Source organism: Dactylosporangium sp. NPDC049742 (assembly GCF_040674675.1).
GTDB lineage: Bacteria > Actinomycetota > Actinomycetes > Mycobacteriales > Micromonosporaceae > Dactylosporangium > Dactylosporangium maewongense.
In genome coordinates this window covers 135,871-155,993 of record NZ_JBFANF010000011.1, presented here as the reverse complement: position 1 = coordinate 155,993, position 20,123 = coordinate 135,871, and the positions used below count along the sequence as shown (strand labels likewise).

The following is a 20,123-nucleotide window of genomic DNA, read 5'->3' as shown; positions in this document are numbered from 1 at the left end:
TGACGGTTACGGGCGCGGCCAGACGTGGCAGAGCGTGAAGTCGTACGGCGAGCCGAACCCGGCGGCCACGAAGGCGTTGTACTCACCGCTGCCGGGCTCCGCCCAGGCCCACGCGGCGGCGCCCGGGTGGAACAGCGCCCGGATCGGCACGGTGCCGGGGATCTGGTCGACGAAGCAGGCGAACGCCGGCCCGTCCATGACCCAGTTGGCCTGCGTGTTCGGGTTTGCGGAGTAGTAGTAGCCGCCGACCTCACCGCAGGCCCGTTCGCAGTGCGACTGGTAGATGAGTGTCAGCCCGGGCATTCCGGCGGCCATCGCGACCGGATAGATCCGTCCGATCGTGCTCTGCTGCGACCAGCCGGAGGGCCCGCCACCGCCCGGCGACAGGAAGTTGCCGCGTCTGGCGCCCGGCGCCTTGAACCGGTTCATCGGCACCGGAGTCCGTGACTGGTAGGCGATCGTGACGGCGGTGCCGACCGGGAGCGCGGTGCCCGGCGGCTGGTCCTGCGCGACGACGACACCGATCGGCGACAGGATCTGGGCGGTGTCGCTGCGGTTGCAGCCCAGCTGCTGCTGCGCGAGGTTCGCGCACGCCTCGTCGGGGCTCATCCCGACCAGGTTCCCCACGCCGCCGTGCACGTAGTGGTCGAGGGTCACCGCCGCGCCCGGCGCCAGGCCCGTGCCGGCGGCCGGCTGCTGGGCGATCACCACGTACGCCGGGGTGCCCGGGCCGAGGCTGTGCGGGGCGCAGGTCAGACCGGTGGGGCAGGCCACGTTGGACGGCTGGCCGACGAGGTTCGGCACCGCGATCATGTCCGGGTAGGTGACGGTGACCGGCGTGCCGGTCGCCGCGGCCGTCCCCGGCGCGGGGCTCTGCGCGGTGACGACCCGGACCTGGCTGCCGTCGGCGGCCAGCCCGGCGACCTGTTCCCGGCAGGTCAGGCTCGCCGCGACCAACGCCCGGCAGGCCTGGCTGGCGGGAAGCTTCGTGACGTCGGGCACCTGCGCGGGCCCACGGTAGAAGACGGTCACCGTGCTGCGCGGGCTGACCCGCGACCCGGCCGGCGGGTCGGTGCCGGTCACCTTGTCGGTGTCGGCCGGGCCGTCCGGCTGGGCCACGAGCCTGCACCGCAATTGGCGGCTGAGCTGCGCCAGCCGCGCGCACGCGGCGGTGCGGTCGACGCCGACCAGGTTCGGCAGGGTGACCGGCTGCTGTGGCGCCGCGCTCGCCGAGGCCGACGGCTGGGAGCCGCTGGGGCTCGCCGACGGCTTTCCCGACGGCTTCGTCGACGCCTTCGGTGACGGGCTCGGCTTGGTCGCGTCGGTGAGGTCCGTAGTGGTGGGCCGGCCGTCGGCGTCGAAGGTGATCACCACGGCGTTGTCGTGCGGGTCGTTGACCCAGACGTGATCGTCGCGGGTGAAGACCTGGAACGAGTCGGAGCGGCCGGGGACCGGTTGTTCGGTCTCCACCTTGCCGCTCGCGGTGTGCACGACGATCACGTGCCGGGCGGTGAAGTCCGGGAGGTACACGCGGTCCTTGTGGATGACCGGCTGGCCGAACCGGTGACCGGCGCGGCCGGGCAGCGCGATCCGGCGCACGTCCCGTTCGTCGCTGAACTCGCCGAGGACGAGCTCACCCGTGCGGGCGACGGCGACGGCGACGGTCGCGGCCGCGCCGGGGGCGGCCAGCACCCCGAACGTCGCGTCGAGGTCGAGCACGCGCTTCGGACCGTCCGGGCCGTACATGCCGGCCTGCCCGGTGTGCGGTACGTAGATCACCGGTGCGCCGCCGACGAGGGTCAGCTCGGCGCGCTCGCCGGCGCTGAGCACGCGCTGCCGCGACTTCACCTTGTCCTTGACGATCTCCACGAGCTCGCCGGAGGCGGGTGCGTATCCCCAGGCGGTCCCGGCGCCGTCGACCACCGCCCGGTCGACCGGCGGCAGGTCGGTCACCTGGGTCTGCTGCCCGGCGGTGCCGTCGAGCCGGCTGACCGTGCCGCGTTGCGAGTCGAGGAGGTACGCGTCGCCGCCGCCGCTGACCACGGTGAGCTTGCCCTGGGAGTCGGGTCGCTTGTCGACGGTCTTCGGGTCGAGGGTGTCGGTCGGCAGCAGGGTGACCGTGCCGGTGGCGTTGTTGACGACGTACACGACGCCGGGCCGGACCTGCACGACCTCGAGCATCTGCTTGCCGGTCGCCAGCTGCTTGGCGACCACGGCGTCGGCGTCGCGGTTGTCGGCATTGACGTGCACGATCCTGGTGTCCTTCTGCAGGAACGCCCCACCGTCGCCGTACGCGGCGCGTGAGGACCGGTAGCCGACGCCGAGCCCGACCGCGATCACGGCACCGCACAGCACGACGGCCAGGGCGGCGCGGTTGACCCGTTCGCCGGTCAATGACGAGCGGCCCGGCAGGCGCAGCGGCATGGACCTGAGCCGGGCGGTGAAGCCGGACATGGCACTCCCTCGGTTTGTCGGCGTGGCCGAGAATAGCGACGATGCCGGTCAATCGGAGCGGCGGTCGGACGGGAAGGGTTTCCCAACGGATGCGTGTTGAGCGCGGTGGACAGGTTCTGACCTTGGTCGATGAAGATCGGCTGACGTTCGGGCGGGCGAAGGAGTGCACGATCTGCCTGGACCCGGGTGACGCGGCGATCTCGCGGATCGCCGGGACGATCACCAGGGAGGGGTCCGTCTGGTGGTTGACGAACGCGTCGTCCACCCGGCCGTTCGCGGTCGCCGACGAGTACGGCTTCCGCAGTGTCCTGCCGCCGGGCCGGCGGGTCGCGGTCGAGCGGCCGGTCACGGTGCTCGTCGACGGCAGCCTGGCCCAGCACGATCTGCGGCTGACACCGCCGTCCGCACCGCTACCGGCCGGCGGCCCCGTGGCGGAGCCGCTCACACCGGCCGTGCCGACCGAGGTCGGTGCCGCCGTGGTGATCAGCGCGGCGGACCGCCTGGCGATGGTCGCCCTGTTCGCGGGGTACCTGCGGGAGCCGCCGCAGTACGACCCGCACCCTCGCACGTACGCGGCCGCGGCCGCGCGCCTGGACTGGCCGCGCACGACCCTCGTGAAGCGGATCGAATACCTGCGGGCCCGGCTCGACGAGGCCGGTGTGCCCGGCATGACCGGCCACAACGCACTTGTCGGCCTGGCCGAGTACGCGCTGAGCCGGGAGCTGATCACCCGCGACGACCTGCGGCTGCTGCGCTGAGCGCGCCCGCCGGGGTCACGAGGGATTGGGGAGCCTTTCCGATGTCGCCGGTGCCGGCGCGGTCCCTACGTTGAGTGGCGAACAGTCCACCAGCGAAGGAGAGTCCCATGTCGGTGATCGGCGGCGAGATCGGGCAGTTGCACACGCTGAACGGCAACTTCGCCCGACAGAGCAGCACGGTCGACAGCCTGCTGCGTGACCTGCGCACCGCACTGGCCAACACGTACTGGCAGGGCGGCGCGTCGGAACGGTTCCGATCGTCGTGGAGCAGTGAGTACGAGCCGGCGCTGACCCGGCTGTCGGTGGCGTTGCAGGACGCGGCGGACGAGGTGCGGCGGCGTGCCGACGCCCTCGAGCAGGCCGGCGGCTGAACCGGCGACATGCGGATCACGGGCATGGAGCGTGAGGTGCGCGTCGCCACGGACGGCCGGGAGTACGCGACGAGGATCCGGGCCGGGGCGCGGGCGACCGTCGAGGATCTCGCGCGGGCCCTGGACTGCGCCGGCCGGCAGCTGTGGCTGGCCGGCCGGCCGCTGCCCGGCACCGCGCGGGTGGCGGACCTGACGGTGCCGATCGGCGCGCTGCTGCGAACCGATGCCGGACCGGCCGGTCCGGATCATGACCGGGACGGGGTCGAGCTGGTCGCGGTCGGCGGGGCGGGCGGCGCGGCGCGGGCCGCGCTACCGGCCGGCAGCACGGTCAGTGTCGGCCGGGCATCCAGCAACGACCTGGTGATCGCCGACCCAGAGGTCAGCCGGGTCCACGCGACGGCGCGGCCCACCGCGACCGGGTTCGAGATCGCCGACGCGGGCTCCCGCAACGGCGTCGCGCACCGCGGGGTGCGGCTCGTCGGCGCTGCCGAGGTCGCGCCCGGCGAGGTGTTCTCCGCCGGCGAGACCGTCCTCACCGTCCGGCCCGTCGATCCGGCCGACGGGCCGGTCGGGCCGGTCGCGGAGGACGGGACGGTCCCGTACAACCGGCCGCCGCGCATCGGCGCACCCCCGGCGGTGGCGCGGCTGAGCGTGCCGCGGCGGCCGGAGCGGCCGCGGGCGGTGCGCTTTCCGCTGCTGGTGATCCTGCTGCCGCTGGTCATCGCCGCGGTCATGTACAAGCTGCTCCCCGGCGCCGGCTACTTCCTGATCTTCCTGGCGCTGTCGCCGGTGCTGATGCTGGCGACGGTGCTGTCCGACCGGCGCAGCGGCCGCAACGAGCACCGCGCGGCGGTGAAGGAGTACGGACGAGCGCGGGCCGCCCTGGTCACCGACCTCGAGCGGCTCGCCGGCGAGCAGGGCCGGGCAGGCCGTGACGCCTGGCCCGACCCGGCCCGCCTGCTGGGCATCGCGAGCGGTCCCGGCCGGCGGCTGTACGAGCGCCGGCCGGCCGACCAGGACTTCCTGCACGTCCGGCTGGGGCTGGGCACCGCACCGGCACGGGTCGACCTTGACGGTGAGTTCGACATCCCCGTTGTCGAACACCTGCCGTCCACCGTCGATCTGGCGGCGGCCGGTGTGCTCGGGCTGGCCGGTCCCAGGGAAGCGGTCCTCGCCACGACCCGCGCCGTGCTGGCGCACCTCGCCACCCTGCACGCCCCGCACGACCTGGGGATCGTGGTGCTGACCGGCACGGACGAGGCATCGGAGTGGGAGTGGGCGAGCTGGCTGCCGCACACCGTCCCGCACACTGCCGACCTGGCGTGCCAGCGGATGATCGCCACCGACGCGGAGCAGGCCCGGGCGCGGCTGACCGAGCTACGCCGGATCGTGGCGGCGCGCCGGGCCGAGCGGCAGGCGGCGCTGCGCGCGTCGGTGCCGGCCGGCCGCCGGATGATCGTGGTCGCGGACGGGGCCCGGCGGCTGCGTGGGCTGCCGGAGCTGGCCGAACTGCTCACCGACGGTCCGGATGCAGGGGTGTACGCGATCTGCGTGGACGTCGAGGAGACAGACCTGCCGGCTGAGTGCCGGGCCACCGCCGTGATCAGCTCCCCGTCGGGGACGCGGGCCCGGCTGCGGCACCCCGACGGGCGGGTCCTGGACAACATGCTGCTGGACCGGCTCGGTCCGGCCGACGCCGCCGCGCTGGCACACGCCCTCGCTCCGTTGCGGGTCCTCGGCGGCCGCTCCGGCGACGACGGGGGACTGCCGGACACCGTGCGCCTGCTCGACCTCGCCGGGCTCGGGCACACACCCACCGCGGAGGCGGTCGCCCGCAGGTGGGCCGCCAGTCCCGGCGGGAGGTCCGCGACCGTGCCGCTGGGGGTCGGCGCCGGCGGACCGTTCAGCATCGACCTGAGCCGGGACGGGCCGCACCTGCTCATCGCCGGCACCAGCGGCGCCGGCAAGTCCGAACTGCTGCAGACCCTCGTCGCGGGCCTGGCCCTGGTCAACCCGCCGGACGCGCTCGCCGTCGTGCTCGTGGACTACAAGGGCGGCAGCGCGTTCGCCGAATGCCGGAACCTGCCGCACTGCGCCGGCATGGTCACCGACCTCGACGGGCATCTGGTCGCGCGGGCGCTCGCCTCGCTCAGCGCCGAGCTGCGCCGCCGGGAGGCGCTGCTCGCCGAGGTCGAGGCCAAGGACATCGCCGAGTACTGGGCCACGACCGGCGGCCGGCTGCCCCGCCTGGTGATCGTGATCGACGAGTTCGCGTCGCTGGTCGAGGAGGTGCCGGAGTTCGTCACCGGCGTCGCCGGGATCGGCATGCGCGGGCGCAGCCTCGGCGTCCACGTCGTCCTCGCCACCCAACGACCGGCCGGTGTGGTCAGCGCCGAGCTGCGCGCCAACCTGAACCTCCGGATCTGCCTGCGGGTCACCAGCGCGAGCGAGAGCAGCGACGTCGTGGACGTCCCCGACGCCGTGCGACTGTCCCGGCACCTGCCGGGCCGGGCCTACCTGCGCGCCGGCCACGGTGACCTGGCGCTGCTGCAGGCGGCGCGGATCGGCGGTCCGCGCTCCGCCGTGGTGGACGCCGACGAGTCGGAGGTCCTCGCGCGGGCCCGGACGGTCGGCTCGCTCGGCCACCAGCCGCCGCCGCCCGCCGCGCTCGACGACGGCGCCGAGACCGACCTGGCGGTCCTCGTCGACGCGATCCGGGGCGCCGCGGAGCACGCGGGACTCGCCGCGCCGGCCAGCCCGTGGCTGCCGCCGCTGCCGCCGGTCGTGGTCGCCGCCGATCTCGCCGGTCCCGCCGTGGACGGACTGGCCCGGGTCGCGGTCGGCCTCGCCGACCTGCCGTCGCAGCAGGCGCAGCGACCGTACGTGCTGGACCTCGCGTCGACCGGCCCGGTCCTGGTCGCGGGCATGGCCCGCAGCGGCCGGTCCACGGCGCTACGGACGATCGCGGCCGGGCTGGTGAGCGCCGCCGGGCCCGCCGACGTCCACCTGTACATCCTCGACCAGGGCAACCACGCCCTGGCCGGGCTCGCCGGGCTGCCGCACTGCGGCGCGTACGTGGACGGCGACGACACCGACCGCACGGCGCGCGTGCTGCGGCTCCTGGACGCCGAGATCGGCCGGCGTCAGCGGCTCCTCGCCGCCGGCGGGCACGCGTCGCCGGCCGAGCAGCGGGCCGGTTCCAGGGACCCGCTGCCGTACCTGGTGCTGATCATCGACCGGTACGAGACGTTCCACGCCCGGTTCGCCGAGCTCGACGGTGGCCGGCTCGTCGATGCCGTCGACGCGCTGCTGCGGCGAGGCCCCGCTGCCGGGGTGCTGACCGTCCTGTCCACGGACCGGTCCGGGTTCACCCACCGGCTCGCCGGTGCGGTCGCGACGCGCCTGGTGCTCGCCCACGCCGACCGTGACGACCTCGCCGCGTACGGGATCAACCCGCGGGAGGCGCCGGGCGAGATGCCGCCCGGCCGGGCGATCGCCTGCCCCGGCGGGCAGAGTGTGCAGGTCGCGTTGCTCGACCCGGAACCTGACGGCGCCGCGCAGGTCGCCGCGCTGGACCGGCTCTGCGCGGCGACCCGCCACCGCTGGGACGGCGTGCCCGCCGACGCGCTGCCCCAACGCGTCGACCCGCTCCCGTCGATGATCACTAGCATCGATGCCGAGGCGCTGCGCAGCGCGCCACGGGCCGCCGGCGCGGTCACCGTCGGCGTCGGCGGTGACCAGCTCGGCCCGGTCGACGTCGACCTGGCGGAACTGGGCAACGCGTTCCTGATCTCCGGGCCGCCGAGTTCCGGCCGCAGTGGCGCGCTGCTGCAGGTCGCCCGGTCGTTGGTGGCGCGGCCGGCGCCCGTCGTGGCCCTCTGCCCGCGCCGGTCGCCGCTGACCGACCTCGACGGGCTCGCCGCGGCCCTCGTCGGCACCGAGGACGCCGCCGACCTCGCGCTCGTGCTGCAGGAGGTGGGTACGCCGGTAGCGGTGCTGGTCGACGACGCGGAGCTGCTCGCCGAGGGCCCGGCGGCGCTGACCCTGGAGACGCTGGTACGAACGGCCCGCGACGCCGGCAGCGTGATCGTCGCCGCCGGCACCACCGACGACCTGCAGCAGCACCGTTACCGGGGCTGGCTGGCGATGCTCCGGCGGGCGCGGACCGGGCTGCTGCTCAACCCACTGTCGCATGTGGACGGCGAACTGTTCGACATCCGGCTGCCGCGCTCGACCGCCGGCGGCTGGCCGGCCGGCCGCGGTCTGCTCGTCACCCGTGGACAGTACTCGGCGGTACAGGTTCCGGCGGCGTCGAGCACCGAACCCCGTGAGTCGGTGCGATGAGCGGGAGTCGCTATGGTGTGGACACCACGGTGCTGTCGCGCCGCTCACCCGCTGCGGACCACACCCCCACTGTGGAGATCATGACCGACGATCCGGCGGCTCAGCCGACGCTGCCACCGACGACGCCCTACACCCCGGCTGGGTCACCGCTGGGCAGCGGTTACCTCCGTGACAGCGTGATCGGCCAGGGCGCCAACGGCCGGGTCTGGCGCGGGATCCGCCGCGCGGACGGCCAGCCGGTGGCGATCAAGGTGCTCCGGGAGGAGTACGCGGCGGACCCCGAGGCGGTCGCCCGGTTCCTGCGGGAACGCAACGCGCTGCGGGCCGTCGTCCACCCGAACCTCGTCCGGGTGCTGGACCTCGTCGTCGAAGGCGACACCCTCGCGATCGTGATGGAGCTCGTCGACGGGCTCGACCTGCGCGGCGCGACGAAACGCGGTTTCACGACCGACCGGGCGGTGACCGTGCTCGCCCAGGTCGCCGCGGCACTGGCCACGGTCCACGCCGCCGGCATCGTGCACCGCGACGTGAAGCCGGAGAACGTGCTGATCACCTGGCGCGGTGGCGAGCCGTGGGCCCGGCTCACCGACTTCGGCATCGCGAAGGTCGCCGGCGGCGAGGACCTGACCCAGCAGTCCATGGTCGTCGGCACCCCCGCGTACCTGGCACCCGAGCTGGCGATGGGCCGGCCCGCGAGCCCGGCCGTCGACGTGTACGCCCTCGGCGTCACCGCGTACGAGCTGCTGGCCGGCCACCGGCCGTTCGCCGGCGACCACCCGATGGCGCTGCTGCGGGCGCACCTGGAGGAGGAACCGGCCCGCCCCGACGGGCTCGCCGACCCGGTGTGGTCGGTGATCCAGGCCTGCCTGGCCAAGCGGCCCGCCGACCGGCCTGAAGCGGCCGCCCTCGCCGAGCGGTTCGCCGACCTGCAAGGGCACACCGGGACGTTGCCGCCGGACGCGCCGCCGCCGACCCCGGCCCGGCCGATCGACGTCGCCTTCCGCGCCGCCGCGCCGGGGACCGACGTCGCGCCGGCGGAAGAGCCCGCGCCGGTCGGCCCGCGGTCCCGGCCGGCCGCCCACGACGATCTGCAACCCACCGCCGGGGCGACCCTGCCGGTGCCGGACGCGCCCGCGCCCGAACCGGCCCGGCGGCGCCTGCTGGTGCCGATCCTCGGCCTGCTGACGCTGCTGATCGCGGCGACCGCCGTCGGCCTCTGGACCGGCCGGCCCGACAGCACCGGCACCCCCGCGACGGCCAGGACCAGCAGCGCCGCCGGTCCGAAGAGCCAGCTCTACCCGGTGCCGGTGACCGCCACGTCACCCCAGGCGGGCGTCGTCCGGCTGGACTTCCGCGTCGCCTCCAACATCCCCGGCTTCGTCTCGTACGTGATCTTCCGGGACCGCGAGAAGATCGGCGACGCGTCCAAGGACCAGCCGTCGCCGTACCTGGTGCGCGGACTCGACCCACGGACCGAGTACTGCTACCAGATCTGGGCGCTCGTCATGACCGACGTGCCGCCGCCGCCCGGACCACCAGCCCCGTGCCTGGCCGCCACCGGCGGTAAGTGAAGGAGTGCCCCGATGTCCCAGGCAAGCGACCCGGCCGGCTACTTCGCCGAGCAGTACAACGCCATCCATGACAACGTCTCAGGCGCGCTCACCGGCAAACCCGACGCCATCCGTCTCGCGCTGACCTGCTTCTTCGCCGGCGGTCACCTCCTCGTCGAGGACGTGCCGGGCGTCGGCAAGACGACCCTCGCCAAGTCGATCGCCGCGTCGATCGACGCCGACTGGCACCGCATCCAGTTCACCCCCGACCTGCTGCCCTCCGACATCACCGGCAGCACCGTCTACGACCAGCACAGCGGCGAGTTCTCCTTCCGGCCCGGCCCGACCTTCGCCCATCTGGTCCTCGCCGACGAGATCAACCGCGCGTCGCCGAAGACGCAGTCGGCGCTGCTGGAGGTGATGGAGGAACGGCAGGTCACCGTGGACGGGCGCAGCTACCCGGTGCCGGTGCCGTTCCTGGTCGTCGCCACCCAGAACCCGGTCGACCTCGAAGGCACCTACCGGCTCCCGGAGGCGCAGCTCGACCGGTTCCTGCTGCGGATCAGCATCGGCTACCCGGCCGTCGACGACGAACGGGACCTGCTGCTCGGCCGCTCCCGCACCGGGACCGCCGCGCGGCTCACCCCCGTCACCACCGTCGAGCAGATCCGCTGGATGATCGAGTACGTCCAGCAGGTGCACGTCGCCGAGCAGATCGCCGACTACGTGGCCCGCATCGCCGCCGCGACCCGCGCCGACCCGCGGCTGCAGCTCGGCGTCAGCCCCCGCGGCAGCCTCGCGCTCCTGCGCGCCGCGCAGTCCTGGGCCGCCACCGACGGACGCGGCTACGTCGTCCCCGACGACGTCCGGGCCGTCGCGGTCGCCGCGCTCGCCCATCGGCTCCTGGTCCGCCCGCAGGCCGAGATCGAGGGCGTCCACCCCGCCGACATCCTCCGCGACGTCCTCGAAACGGTGCCGGTGCCGGTGCCGGAGGTGGCCGGACGCCGATGAGACCCACCGGCTCGGGCCTGGTCGTCGGGCTCGGCGGCGGCGCACTGGCCGCGGCGGGCCTGACCGCCGGCCTACCGGCGCTCGTCGGGATCGGCGCCGCCGGGCTGACCCTGCTGCTCGGCGCGGTCGCCCTGGTACTCCTACCGGCCCGCCTCGACGTGACCCGTGCCGCCGCCCGGACCCGGATGACCGTCGGCGACGCGGTACGCGCCGACGTCACGGTCGTCAACGCCGGCCGGCTGCCCACCGGCGTCTTCGAGGTCCTCGACTCCTTCGACGGCGAACCGCAGCGGATCGCCGTCCCGCCGCTGGCACCCGGCGCGCGGTTCGCCGACTCGTACGAGATCAGCACCCGCCGCCGCGGCGTCATCGCGCTCGGACCGGTCCGGCTGGAACGCCGCGACCCGCTCGGCCTGGTCCGCCGCGGTGAGCCGCTCGCCCCCGCGCTGTGGATCTGGGTGCACCCGAAGATCCACCCGCTCAAGGCACTGCCGATCGGCGTCGCCGTCGACTTCGAGGGTGAGCTGATCGACCGCGCGCAGCACGGCTCGACCGCGTTCGCGTCACTGCGGGAGTACCGCGCCGGCGACGACTTCCGGCAGATCCACTGGAGGACCACGGCCCGCGTCGGTGACCTCGTCGTGCAGGACCGCGTCGACACCACCGAACCGTCCACCACGGTCCTGCTGGACACCCGCGCGGCGGTGCTGTCACCGGAGCGGTTCGAGGAGGCGGTTGCCTTCGCCGCGTCGGTGGTGTCGGCCGCCGGCCGCGGCGGCCACCCGGTCGCGCTGCTGTGCACCACGCCGACGGACCCGCCGCCGGTCACCGCGCTCGACCGGCTCGCCGCGGCCGTCCAGGACGGCGGCGACGAAACCGGTCTGCTCGCGATGGTCCGCGGCGCGCCCGGCGGCGGGACGATCGTCGTCGTCAGTGGCGAACCGGCCGGGCTCGTCCCGCTCCTGGGGGCGCAGCGGCGACGGTACGCCCGCATCGTGCTCGTGCAGATCGGCGACTCGACCGGGACGTCGCTGCGCTCCGGGATCTCGATCATCTCCGCGCCGACCGCCGAGGCGGCCGCGCAGGCGTACACCCGGCTCGGCGGTGGACGGTGACCGAAACGGCGCCCCGACCGGCCATGACAGAACCCGCCGCGAGGGAACCCGGCGCGGCGCTGCCACGCGCCGGACTGGCCGGACTGCTCGCGTTCGCACCGGTCGTCGCACTCGCGCCCGCATACGGGCGGACCGGCGTCGAGGCGCTGACCGAACCGGCGTACGCGCTGCCGATGCTCGGCGCCGTCGCGCTCGCGCCGCTGGCGTGTCTGCTCGTGACGGCCGCGTCCGGCGAGGCCCGGCGCGTCCCGCCGGTCACCAGGCTGACGATCGCGCTCGCCGCGCTCGCCGGGTACGTGTTGCTGATCTTCGGGCTGTCCCCGGCGGAGCTCGCCGCCGGCCCGTCCCGGCTGCTGACCAGCATCCCGCCGCTGGACCCCGACGGCGCCGAGCTCGCGGCCTCCACACTGTTCGCCGGGCTCGTCGCGATCGGCACGGTCGAGCCGGCGCTGCGCCGCGCCGCCGCCGGGTGGTCGCTGATCGCCCCGGTTCTGGGCACCGGCATCGCCGTCCTGCTCGCCGTCCCGGGCCGTCCGGCAGCCTGGCTCGCGCCGGCGTTCGCCACCGTCACCGTCGGGCTGCTCGCGTTGACCGCCCGCGAACGCCGACCGGTCTCGGCGGCCTCCGCCGGATTCCGGCTGCTGCCACCGGTCGCACTGCTGGCCGTCGCCGCCATCGGTGCCGCCGGCGGGCTGCTCGCCACACCGCTGCTGACCCTCGCCGGTGACCCGAAACCGGTCGACCTGCGGCTCCTCGCCGACCAGACCGTCCAGCCGCGGGAGGGGACCAGCCCGCTGGCCCAGTACCCCGCCCTCAAGTCCGGCAAGCTGACGCTGCGGCTCACCGTCCGGTCGGCGCAGCCCTCGACGCGGCTACGGTTCGCGACGCTGGACCGGTTCGACGGGACGTACTGGACGAGCGCCGCCACATACCGTCGTGCCGGCACCCGCCTGCCGGCCCCCGACCGGGACGGCGTCACCGTCGAGGACGAGGTGCACGTCGAGGACCCCGGCACGTTCGGCTGGCTCGTCGCGACCGGCCGACCGGTCCAGGTTTCCGAAACCGGGCTCGGCGTCGACACGCGGACCGGTGACGTGGTCATGCCGGCCGGCCGCCCGGTTCCGCGGCAGTACACGGTCCGCAGCCTGGTGACCGAACCGGACCCGGCCGCGCTCGCCGGTGACACACCCGCTGCATACACCGGAGAACGGCCGCCAGCGACGCTCGTCGGTCACGCGACCCGGCTCGCCGGCGCGAACGGTGGATACCCGGCGCTGCGCCGGCTCGCCGACCAGCTCGCGTTCGACGGCGGCTTCTCCGTGGACCCGTCCAACCGGCCACCGACCGGCCACGGCCTGTTCCAGATCGACCGGCTGCTGACCAGCCACTCAGGCACCGCCGAGCAGTACGCGTCGGCGTACGCGCTGATGGCCCGGGCCCTCGGCTACGACGCCCGGGTCGTCGTCGGCTTCCGCCCGTCGACACCCGGCAAGATCACCGAACGGGACGTCGACGCCTGGGCCGAGGTCCGCTTCGCCGGCGCCGGATGGGTCGGGTTCTACCCGACGCCGGGCTCGCGGCAGCGTGCGCCGGAGCCGCAGCCGGCCGAGCAGGACGAACCCGTCGAGCCCGCACCCACCACGACCCCGGCACCCCTGACCGCACCCTCCGGCGACTCCACAGCGGACTCCTCGGCAACCGGCGGACCGATGGTCGGCGACAGTCCACAGTGGATCATTGCCGGACTGGCGGCCGGCGTCGCCGTCATGCTGCTCGCCGCCCGCCCCGTTTCGCGGGGCCTCGTCAGACGGCGCAGACGGACCGCGTCCGACCCGCGCCGGCGGATCTACGGCGCCTGGCTGGACGCCCTCGACCGGTACGCCGACGCCGGCCTGGCCTGGCCACCGTCCACGACATCCGGGCAGGTCGCCGCCGCGGCTGCGGAGCGCTTCCCCGCCGTCGGCGAGCCGACCCGCAGACTGGCCCGCCTCGCCGACGCCGCCGGGTACGCGGCCGCGCAACCGACCGCCGGCGACGCTGATCACGCGTGGACGCTCAACGGGGTGGTGCGCGGCGAACTGGCGAAGGCGACCCCCTGGTGGCGTCAGCTGCTACCGAGGCTGCGACCCCGTCAGTAGCTGAAGGTCACGGCAGGGTCGGCACCGATCCACTGCCACATCTGCACGGTGCCGCCGGGTTCCGCGTTGTCCCGGAATCCGGCCGGGTCGACCTTGCGGGCCTGCACGCAGATCGGGCACACCAGGAACGTGCCGCCGGCCTTGGCGTACCGGTCGAGGAGATCCGCCAGGGCCGGGCAACCGTCGCAGGCGACGGCCTGGGCGAACCCGTCGGTGGCCAGCCGGACCGCCTCCTTGGTCAGGAACATCAGCGTCGGTCGTCCCTGCTCGGCTGCCCCCACGGCGACGAGGAACGCGACGGTGACCGTCTCGGCATCCTCCAGACCCGTGTTGAGACTGATCACGGCCTTGTTCATGGTGTTGCCCCTCGGCTCGGTGCGATGGTTTCGGCGTCGGTGATCAGGGTGCGCCGAGCCGCGCCACCGGGCATCCGTGCGCGGCACGGAAATCTGCACGGACGCCACGTCAGTAGAGGGACAGGTGCTCCTGGGCGCGACCTGGACCAGGTCACCGGACGATTGAGCGCATCCACCGATCGGTTGATCCGGAGGCTCACCGACTGAGGTGCCGCGCGGTCGATCCGCGGCGGAGCGCCGTCACGCAGGCTGAAGGGCGTGGACATCATCACGGTCACCGATCTGCGGAAGCGGCACGGGGAGCGGGACGTCGAGTACGCGGGGGACTATCGAAGATGCTGGCAACGCGCACCGTGGACCTGTCCCCGCTCCCGCCGGCCGAGCGATTCGACTACTGGGCGGATCTCGTGGCCAAGGAGGTCGCACCCAACCAGATCAGCAGCACACACGCCCACGACTTCGATGCCTGGATGCGAATGAGCAGTCTGGGGGCGCCCACCCTCACGACGCTGCGGTTTCCATCGCTGACCACCCGGCGGACGGCAAAGCTGATCCGCCGCTCCGATCCTCAGCAGTACCATCTGGCGCTGCTCACATCGGGTTCCGGCACGGTCGAGCAGGACCGGTGCGAATCGGCCATCCAGCCGGGCCAGTTCACGCTGCTCACCTCCTCCCGACCCTACAAGGCGTCCCACGGCATCCGGACCGTTGCGGGGCCTGTGGGTTCCGTCGTCGTGGTCATTCCGCACTCGCAGCTGCCCATCCCGCACGACAAGGTCAGCCGACTGTTCGGCATGCCCCTGCCGTCAACCGAGGGCATCGGCGTCCTGCTGGCACAGCACCTGCAGCAGATCAGCGCCCACCCCGAGCAGTACGACACGTCGGACGCCACGCTCCTCGCGGGCGTCACGCTCAACCTGATCACCGCTCTGCTCGCGCAGCAGCTCGACGTCGCGGAATCCCTGTCGAGGAACGTTTCGCAGGTCGTGCTGCGCACCCGCATCGACGCGTTCATCGACGCCAACCTCGGCAGACCGGACCTCGATCCGCAGATGATCGCCGCGGCGCACAACGTCTCGATGACCACGCTGAAGCGTCTCTTCCGGACCGGTGAAACCCCGGTGGCCGAGATGATTCGCACCCGGCGGCTGCAGCGCTGCCGGAAGGATCTGGCCGATCCCGGACTGCGCGACCGGCCCGTGCACGCCATCGCAAGCCGCTGGGGATTCGGTTCCACCGCCCACTTCAGCCGGATTTTTCGAGAGGAGTACGGGATGTCTCCGAGTGAGTACCGGGCGAGGAACTGACTCGGAGACAAGACGCCGGGTACAACGGCACCAGCGCTACGCCGTCGCCCCGACCGTGCTGTCCACGGTGACGGGGTGGCGGCGGGTGGGCATGCCCAGCATCGGGTTGGCGACGCCCCAGGCCGCGCCCTTGCAGATCAGCTCCTTGTAGACCGCGGCGAGCCGGCCGGTGAGGACCGCGGAGACGGCACGGTCGTCGGCGGTCACGTACTGGATCAGGCCCTCCTTGCGGCCCAGCGAGATGCACTGGTTGAAGTAGCGCAGCGGGACGTTCGGCAGCTTCCCGCCGGTCAGGCGCGCCGCGATCGCGTCGGCGGCCTGCCACGCCATCGGGGTGCCGGACGCGCACGACATCCGCAGCGGCTTGTCCCCGGCGCCCATGGCGAATGCGGCGTCGCCCACGGCGTACACCTCCGGATGGGACACCGACCGCATGGTGCCGTCGACGACGATCCGGCCGGTGTCGGTGACCTCCAGGCCGCTCGCCTGCGCGATCGGGTGCACCGCGAACCCGGCGGTCCACACCGTGACCGCGGCCGGGATGGTGCGGCCGTCGGCGGTGACGACGGCGTCGGCCTCGACCCGGGCGACGTCGGCGTGCTCGTGCACGGTGATCCCGAGCCGGGCGGCGACCTTCCGCAGGTGCGCGCGGCCCTTGTCCGACAGCCAGTCGCCGAGCTCACCGCGGGCGGCGAGCGCGACCTCGAGGTCCGGACGTGCCTCGGCGATCTCGGTGGCGGCCTCCAGCCCCGTGAGGCCGCCGCCGACGACGACCACGGGCTGCCCGGCGTCGAGGCGGGCCAGGCGGTCGCGCAGCCGCAGCGCGCCGGGGCGGCTGGCGAGCTCGTGAGCGTGCTCGGCGGTGCCGGGGACGCCCTGGGCGTTCCAGCCGCTGCCGAGCGCGTAGACGAGGGTGTCGTACCCGAGTTCCTCACCGCCGGCCGTGACGGTCCTGCGCTCCACGTCCACGGCGGTGACCTTGGCGATCTTCAGCTGGACGCCGGTGCCGGCGAGCATGGCGCTGAACGGCCGCGGCTTGAGCGTCTGGCCGGTCGCCAGCTGGTGCATGCGGACCCGTTCGACGAAGTCCGGCTCGGCGTTGACGAGGGTGATCGCGACGTCCTCGCGGCGCAGCCGCTTGGCGAGCCGGCCGGCGGCGATGGCCCCGGCGTACCCGGCGCCCAGAACGATGATGCGGTGCTGCTGCATGTCCCTGCTCCTGTCTGGCGGTGTGCCCCTTGAACCGGGCGGCCCGCCGTTTGCTGACAGGAACGTGGTGTGAAGCAGCTCACATGCTCACTCAAACGCGGTGAACAGGGGTTTTCCATGGTCGCCGGCGGCCGCCCAGCGCTCGGTCGCGCGGTCGAGCTTGTCGGGGTTGACCTGGTTGCGCAGTGCCGCGATACCGCCGGCGGTGACCTCCAGGCACATGACCCCGACGACCCGCCCGTCCACGACGGCCACCACGGCCGGCTCCCCGTTGGCGGTCGTGGCGTAGATTTCGGGCGACCCGCCGGCGGCGGCGCGCTTCGCCTCGCCGGGCGCGAACAGGCCCCGCACGAACTTCGCCACCGCGAGGGCACCCTCGAACGCCTTCGCCCGCGCCGGCACCTTCCCGCCGCCGTCGCCGATCGAGACGGCGTCCCCGGCGAGCAGCCGCACGAGCGGCTCGGTCCGCCCGCTGGTCGCGGCCGCCAGGAACTCCTCGACGATCCGCCGCGCCGCGGCCTCGTCGATCTCCGTGCGCGCCCGGCCCTCGGCGACGTGCTGCTTGGCCCGGTGGAAGATCTGCTGGCTGGTGGCCTCCGTGATGTCGAGGATCCCGGCGATCTCCCGGTGCGGGTAGTCGAACGCGGCGCGCAGCACGTACACCGCCCGCTCGTTCGGCGTGAGCCGCTCCATCAGCGTGAGCACCGCGTAGGACACCGACTCGCGCTGCTCCACGGTGTCGGCCGGACCGAGCATCGGATCCCCCGCGAGCAGGGGCTCCGGCAGCCACTGCCCCACGTACACCTCGCGCCGCGCCCTCGCCGACGCGAGCTGGTTGAGGCACAGGTTGGTGAGGACCTTCGTCAGCCAGGCCTCGAGCACCTCGATGTGCCCGTGGTCCGCGCCCTGCCAGCGCAGGAACGTCTCCTGCACCGCGTCCTCGGCCTCCGCCGCGGAGCCGAGCATGCGGTAGGCGATGGCCTCCAGCCGCGGCCGGGCCACCTCGAACCGCTCAACGTCTCCAACGGTCAGCGCCATGACCACACGGTACGTGCTTCGCTTTCGCCGGGCTTACCCCGGCCGCTGCCCCGCCCGCCGGCCTGGAGCCGAATTCGCATCGCGCTGTCCAAGGCACTGCTCCTCGCCGCCGCCGACGCGATTACCGACCCCGCGATCCGGTACCCGAGCACCGTCCGGCGATGATAGGCAACCGTCGGAGGGCGGCGCCCACCCCCGACGGTGGGTGCGAGCGTGTCGGAGGGTGGAGGGCAAGGTGTTGGTGGCATGACCACCCCGTCGCGGGTCAGCCGCGGAAAGATCATCGTCGTGGAGTTCGCGGTGCTGTGCGTCGCCGTCGTCCTGGTGCCCGTCCTGCACGCCGAATCGCGGCCGGCGCGAGGAGCCGCGGTGGTGCCCGCGAACGTCGAGCTGCCGTACCTGTGGCAGGCCACCGTCGGCATGGACCCGCCCGGCACCGCGGCCGTGCTGTTCGGTGGCGACGCCGCCGGGTTGCAGAGCGACCTCTTCGAGATGGAGGGCGGCAAGCTGGTGGTCGTCGGCCGCGGCGGTGAGTACCGCGTCCTGCGCTACCCGACCGAGAAACTGCTCGCCGGGCAGGACGTCCGGCTCTCGCCCGACGGCAACCTCGTCGCGCAGAGCGAGGTCACGGACGGCCCCGGCGGCCGGCTGGTCGTGACCGACCTGCGCACCGGCCGCAACCGCGGATACGGCGGGCAGAACGGGGACTACTACGTCGACGGCATCGCTGCCTGGCGACCGGACGGCGGTGCGGCGCTGCTGCTGAGCCAGCTCGAAGACTTCAAGGTCCCGGTCGACGCCAAGCACCTTGTGCGGCCTTTGCGTTACGCCCTATTGGATCTGGACACCGCCGAATCGGTACCGCTGGCGGACATCTTCGAGGGCTACGACGTGAGCCTGGCGTGGGCGGCGGCGTTCGCACCGGACGGGCGGAACCTGGTGCTCACAGTGCCCGGTTCGACCAACGGCACCGTGCTGCGCGCATACGACACCGGCGGCACGCCGCTGTGGGACAGGGACCTCGGGGCCGAGCGGCATCTCGCCGGCTCGGGCGCCTACACCCCGGACGGCAGGGCCATCGCCACCATCACCCTCGACGGCTGCACCGATGTCTGCGACCGCGACCAGCTCGCGGCCCGCCGCTGGACGGTGTCCTACGTGGACGCCGCCACCGGCGCCGACGTCGCCGGCCCGCCGCTGCCGGCCGCGCCCGGGATGGCGGTGCGAGCGCTGGGCTGGCACGGCACCGACCTCGTCGTCGTGCAGTACCGGCCCGAGGACGGCCTGGCGAAGGACTATGAGTACTTCAGGGAGACCGGCTGGTACGAGACCGGCGACGTGCGCGTCCTCGCCCTGCGCAGCGACGGCACCGTCAGCGTCCTGCTCGACCCTCCGAACGACGTCACCTCGATCGACATTCCGCAGGATCTCATCCGCGACGGCACCTTCGCCGGCCCGACCTCGTCGCCGTCGCTGCTGCCCGCCCGCTGGGGCATCCTGGTACAGGTGAGCCTCTGCACCGTGGTGCCGCTGTTGCTGATCGCGGCCGGCGCCGTTGTCGTCGTGCGCAGGGTCCTGCGGCGCCGACGGGTCAGCGGCCGACCGGGCCGTCCATCGCGATCGACAGCAGCCGCGGGATGAGGTGAGGCGTGCCGCCGGTCTGTTCGCCGGCCCAGGCTACCCCGGCGGCCGGCGCCAGCAGTCCGTTCGGGGTCACGTCCGGGCGCACCCAGGCGTCGCATTCCAAACCCGACGAGTCCCGAAGCGTTGCCGATGCTGCACTGTCATGCGGCCTCGACCGGGTATCCGATGATGGTGATGTCGTTGCGCACCTCTGCCAGCGTCGCGCTGGAATTCAGTGCCTGCACCACAGTCCCGGTGAGCGGACGATGCGCGACGATGTGCTCGACTGCCGTACGGTCGACCTCGATCTCGTAGTAGTCGGTGGCGAACTCGACAAATCGGTCGACGATGTCGTCCAGCAGGATCGCCAGCATGCCGGACCCGTCGGTGTCCGTGTCGTGCGGTCCGCGCGACGGCGGGAAGACAATGCCTTCTCCGGCGTGCCAGCGATCGTCCCCGGCGCGCCGCCAGAGCACCGCGGTGGCGACGAACTGTCCTTCGTCGTCGTCGAACGCCGGCTCCTCGACCTGGGGACGGAACATCGGAGGGATACCGTCGAGCAAACCCGGCCACAGCTCATGGTCCGGGTCGCGGTACGGCGTCATTGGCGACTCGTGGCAGAACACTCGGATGAAGGCGCCCTGCGCGGTGAACACGACGGCCCATTCGTCGCCGCTGCCGTTGCTCATCAGCGCCGCCTCGTCGTCACCCCACTGCGTGGTGTAGGTGTAGTACGGCTCACCACGGTCGATGATGCGCTCCAGCACCGCGAGAGCTTTGCAGCGGTCACGCAGCACGTCGAGCGACGGCAACTTCACGGCGATGTCGTACACGGTCACCGGGCGACTC

General features: G+C 73.5%; 14 protein-coding genes. 9 read left to right on the top strand and 5 right to left on the bottom strand.

Translation table 11 applies throughout. The annotated features are described in order from the left end of the window. Positions 1-6: 6 nt before the first annotated feature. The gene (locus tag AB0J72_RS16940) at positions 7-2,454 is read right to left on the bottom strand and encodes a PASTA domain-containing protein (protein ID WP_363399607.1); all 2,448 of its coding nucleotides are present in this window, start codon (positions 2,452-2,454) and stop codon (positions 7-9) included. Between the two features lie 122 nt (positions 2,455-2,576). On the opposite strand from AB0J72_RS16940, the gene AB0J72_RS16935 reads away from it, so the two are divergent. From AB0J72_RS16935 to AB0J72_RS16905, 7 genes are all read left to right on the top strand, one after another. Next, positions 2,577-3,212, top strand: coding sequence for an FHA domain-containing protein (locus tag AB0J72_RS16935; protein ID WP_363399605.1), 636 nt, complete (start codon positions 2,577-2,579; stop codon positions 3,210-3,212). 107 nt (positions 3,213-3,319) lie between these two features. After that, positions 3,320-3,583 carry a WXG100 family type VII secretion target gene (locus tag AB0J72_RS16930; protein WP_344510109.1) on the top strand — a complete coding sequence of 88 codons (264 nt, stop codon included), beginning with the start codon at positions 3,320-3,322 and terminating at the stop codon, positions 3,581-3,583. A 24-nt stretch (positions 3,584-3,607) separates the two neighbouring features. Beyond that, a complete protein-coding gene (locus AB0J72_RS16925; protein ID WP_363399602.1) occupies positions 3,608-7,927 on the top strand; it encodes an FtsK/SpoIIIE domain-containing protein in 4,320 nt (1,439 codons plus the stop codon). Between the two features lie 80 nt (positions 7,928-8,007). Beyond that, the gene (locus AB0J72_RS16920; RefSeq protein WP_363399600.1) at positions 8,008-9,498 is read left to right on the top strand and encodes a protein kinase; all 1,491 of its coding nucleotides are present in this window, start codon (positions 8,008-8,010) and stop codon (positions 9,496-9,498) included. Positions 9,499-9,510: 12 nt separating this feature from the next. Beyond that, on the top strand, positions 9,511-10,488 hold the full coding sequence (locus AB0J72_RS16915) for a MoxR family ATPase (RefSeq protein ID WP_363399598.1): 978 nt from the start codon (positions 9,511-9,513) through the stop codon (positions 10,486-10,488). Further along, positions 10,485-11,603 carry a DUF58 domain-containing protein gene (locus AB0J72_RS16910; RefSeq protein ID WP_363399596.1) on the top strand — a complete coding sequence of 373 codons (1,119 nt, stop codon included), beginning with the start codon at positions 10,485-10,487 and terminating at the stop codon, positions 11,601-11,603. The genes AB0J72_RS16915 and AB0J72_RS16910 overlap by 4 nt, the downstream gene beginning before the upstream one ends. A gap of 23 nt (positions 11,604-11,626) precedes the next feature. Then, a complete protein-coding gene (locus tag AB0J72_RS16905; RefSeq protein ID WP_363399594.1) occupies positions 11,627-13,741 on the top strand; it encodes a transglutaminaseTgpA domain-containing protein in 2,115 nt (704 codons plus the stop codon). Here AB0J72_RS16905 and AB0J72_RS16900 read toward each other — a convergent pair. Further along, positions 13,735-14,097, bottom strand: coding sequence for a DsrE family protein (locus tag AB0J72_RS16900; RefSeq protein ID WP_363399592.1), 363 nt, complete (start codon positions 14,095-14,097; stop codon positions 13,735-13,737). The genes AB0J72_RS16905 and AB0J72_RS16900 overlap by 7 nt on opposite strands. 335 nt (positions 14,098-14,432) lie before the next feature. Here AB0J72_RS16900 and AB0J72_RS16895 point away from each other — a divergent pair, with 335 nt between their 5' ends. Further along, a complete protein-coding gene (locus AB0J72_RS16895; protein WP_363399590.1) occupies positions 14,433-15,404 on the top strand; it encodes a helix-turn-helix domain-containing protein in 972 nt (323 codons plus the stop codon). 36 nt (positions 15,405-15,440) lie between these two features. Here AB0J72_RS16895 and AB0J72_RS16890 read toward each other — a convergent pair whose 3' ends face one another. After that, positions 15,441-16,613 carry an FAD-dependent oxidoreductase gene (locus tag AB0J72_RS16890; RefSeq protein WP_363399588.1) on the bottom strand — a complete coding sequence of 391 codons (1,173 nt, stop codon included), beginning with the start codon at positions 16,611-16,613 and terminating at the stop codon, positions 15,441-15,443. Between the two features lie 87 nt (positions 16,614-16,700). Continuing rightward, positions 16,701-17,651, bottom strand: coding sequence for an RNA polymerase sigma factor SigJ (gene sigJ, locus AB0J72_RS16885; protein ID WP_363399586.1), 951 nt, complete (start codon positions 17,649-17,651; stop codon positions 16,701-16,703). A 246-nt stretch (positions 17,652-17,897) separates the two neighbouring features. On the opposite strand from sigJ, the gene AB0J72_RS16880 reads away from it, so the two are divergent. Further along, positions 17,898-19,292 (top strand): hypothetical protein, encoded by a 1,395-nt coding sequence (locus AB0J72_RS16880; protein WP_363399584.1) that lies wholly within the window; start codon positions 17,898-17,900, stop codon positions 19,290-19,292. A gap of 143 nt (positions 19,293-19,435) precedes the next feature. Here AB0J72_RS16880 and AB0J72_RS16875 read toward each other — a convergent pair whose 3' ends face one another. Next, positions 19,436-20,113, bottom strand: a complete 678-nt coding sequence (locus AB0J72_RS16875) for a hypothetical protein (RefSeq protein ID WP_363399582.1) — start codon at positions 20,111-20,113, stop codon at positions 19,436-19,438. Positions 20,114-20,123 lie beyond the last annotated feature (10 nt).

Excerpts from the sequence above, each read along its gene's own strand:
- AB0J72_RS16940 (WP_363399607.1), bottom strand. The coding sequence starts at position 2,454 with ATGTCCGGCTTCACCGCCCGGCTCAGGTCCATGCCGCTGCGCCTGCCG.
- AB0J72_RS16930 (WP_344510109.1), top strand. The coding sequence starts at position 3,320 with ATGTCGGTGATCGGCGGCGAGATCGGGCAGTTGCACACGCTGAACGGC.
- AB0J72_RS16925 (WP_363399602.1), top strand. The coding sequence starts at position 3,608 with ATGGAGCGTGAGGTGCGCGTCGCCACGGACGGCCGGGAGTACGCGACG.
- AB0J72_RS16920 (WP_363399600.1), top strand. The coding sequence starts at position 8,008 with ATGACCGACGATCCGGCGGCTCAGCCGACGCTGCCACCGACGACGCCC.
- AB0J72_RS16915 (WP_363399598.1), top strand. The coding sequence starts at position 9,511 with ATGTCCCAGGCAAGCGACCCGGCCGGCTACTTCGCCGAGCAGTACAAC.
- AB0J72_RS16910 (WP_363399596.1), top strand. The coding sequence starts at position 10,485 with ATGAGACCCACCGGCTCGGGCCTGGTCGTCGGGCTCGGCGGCGGCGCA.
- AB0J72_RS16905 (WP_363399594.1), top strand. The coding sequence starts at position 11,627 with ATGACAGAACCCGCCGCGAGGGAACCCGGCGCGGCGCTGCCACGCGCC.
- AB0J72_RS16900 (WP_363399592.1), bottom strand. The coding sequence starts at position 14,097 with ATGAACAAGGCCGTGATCAGTCTCAACACGGGTCTGGAGGATGCCGAG.
- AB0J72_RS16895 (WP_363399590.1), top strand. The coding sequence starts at position 14,433 with ATGCTGGCAACGCGCACCGTGGACCTGTCCCCGCTCCCGCCGGCCGAG.
- AB0J72_RS16890 (WP_363399588.1), bottom strand. The coding sequence starts at position 16,613 with ATGCAGCAGCACCGCATCATCGTTCTGGGCGCCGGGTACGCCGGGGCC.
- sigJ (WP_363399586.1), bottom strand. The coding sequence starts at position 17,651 with ATGGCGCTGACCGTTGGAGACGTTGAGCGGTTCGAGGTGGCCCGGCCG.
- AB0J72_RS16880 (WP_363399584.1), top strand. The coding sequence starts at position 17,898 with ATGACCACCCCGTCGCGGGTCAGCCGCGGAAAGATCATCGTCGTGGAG.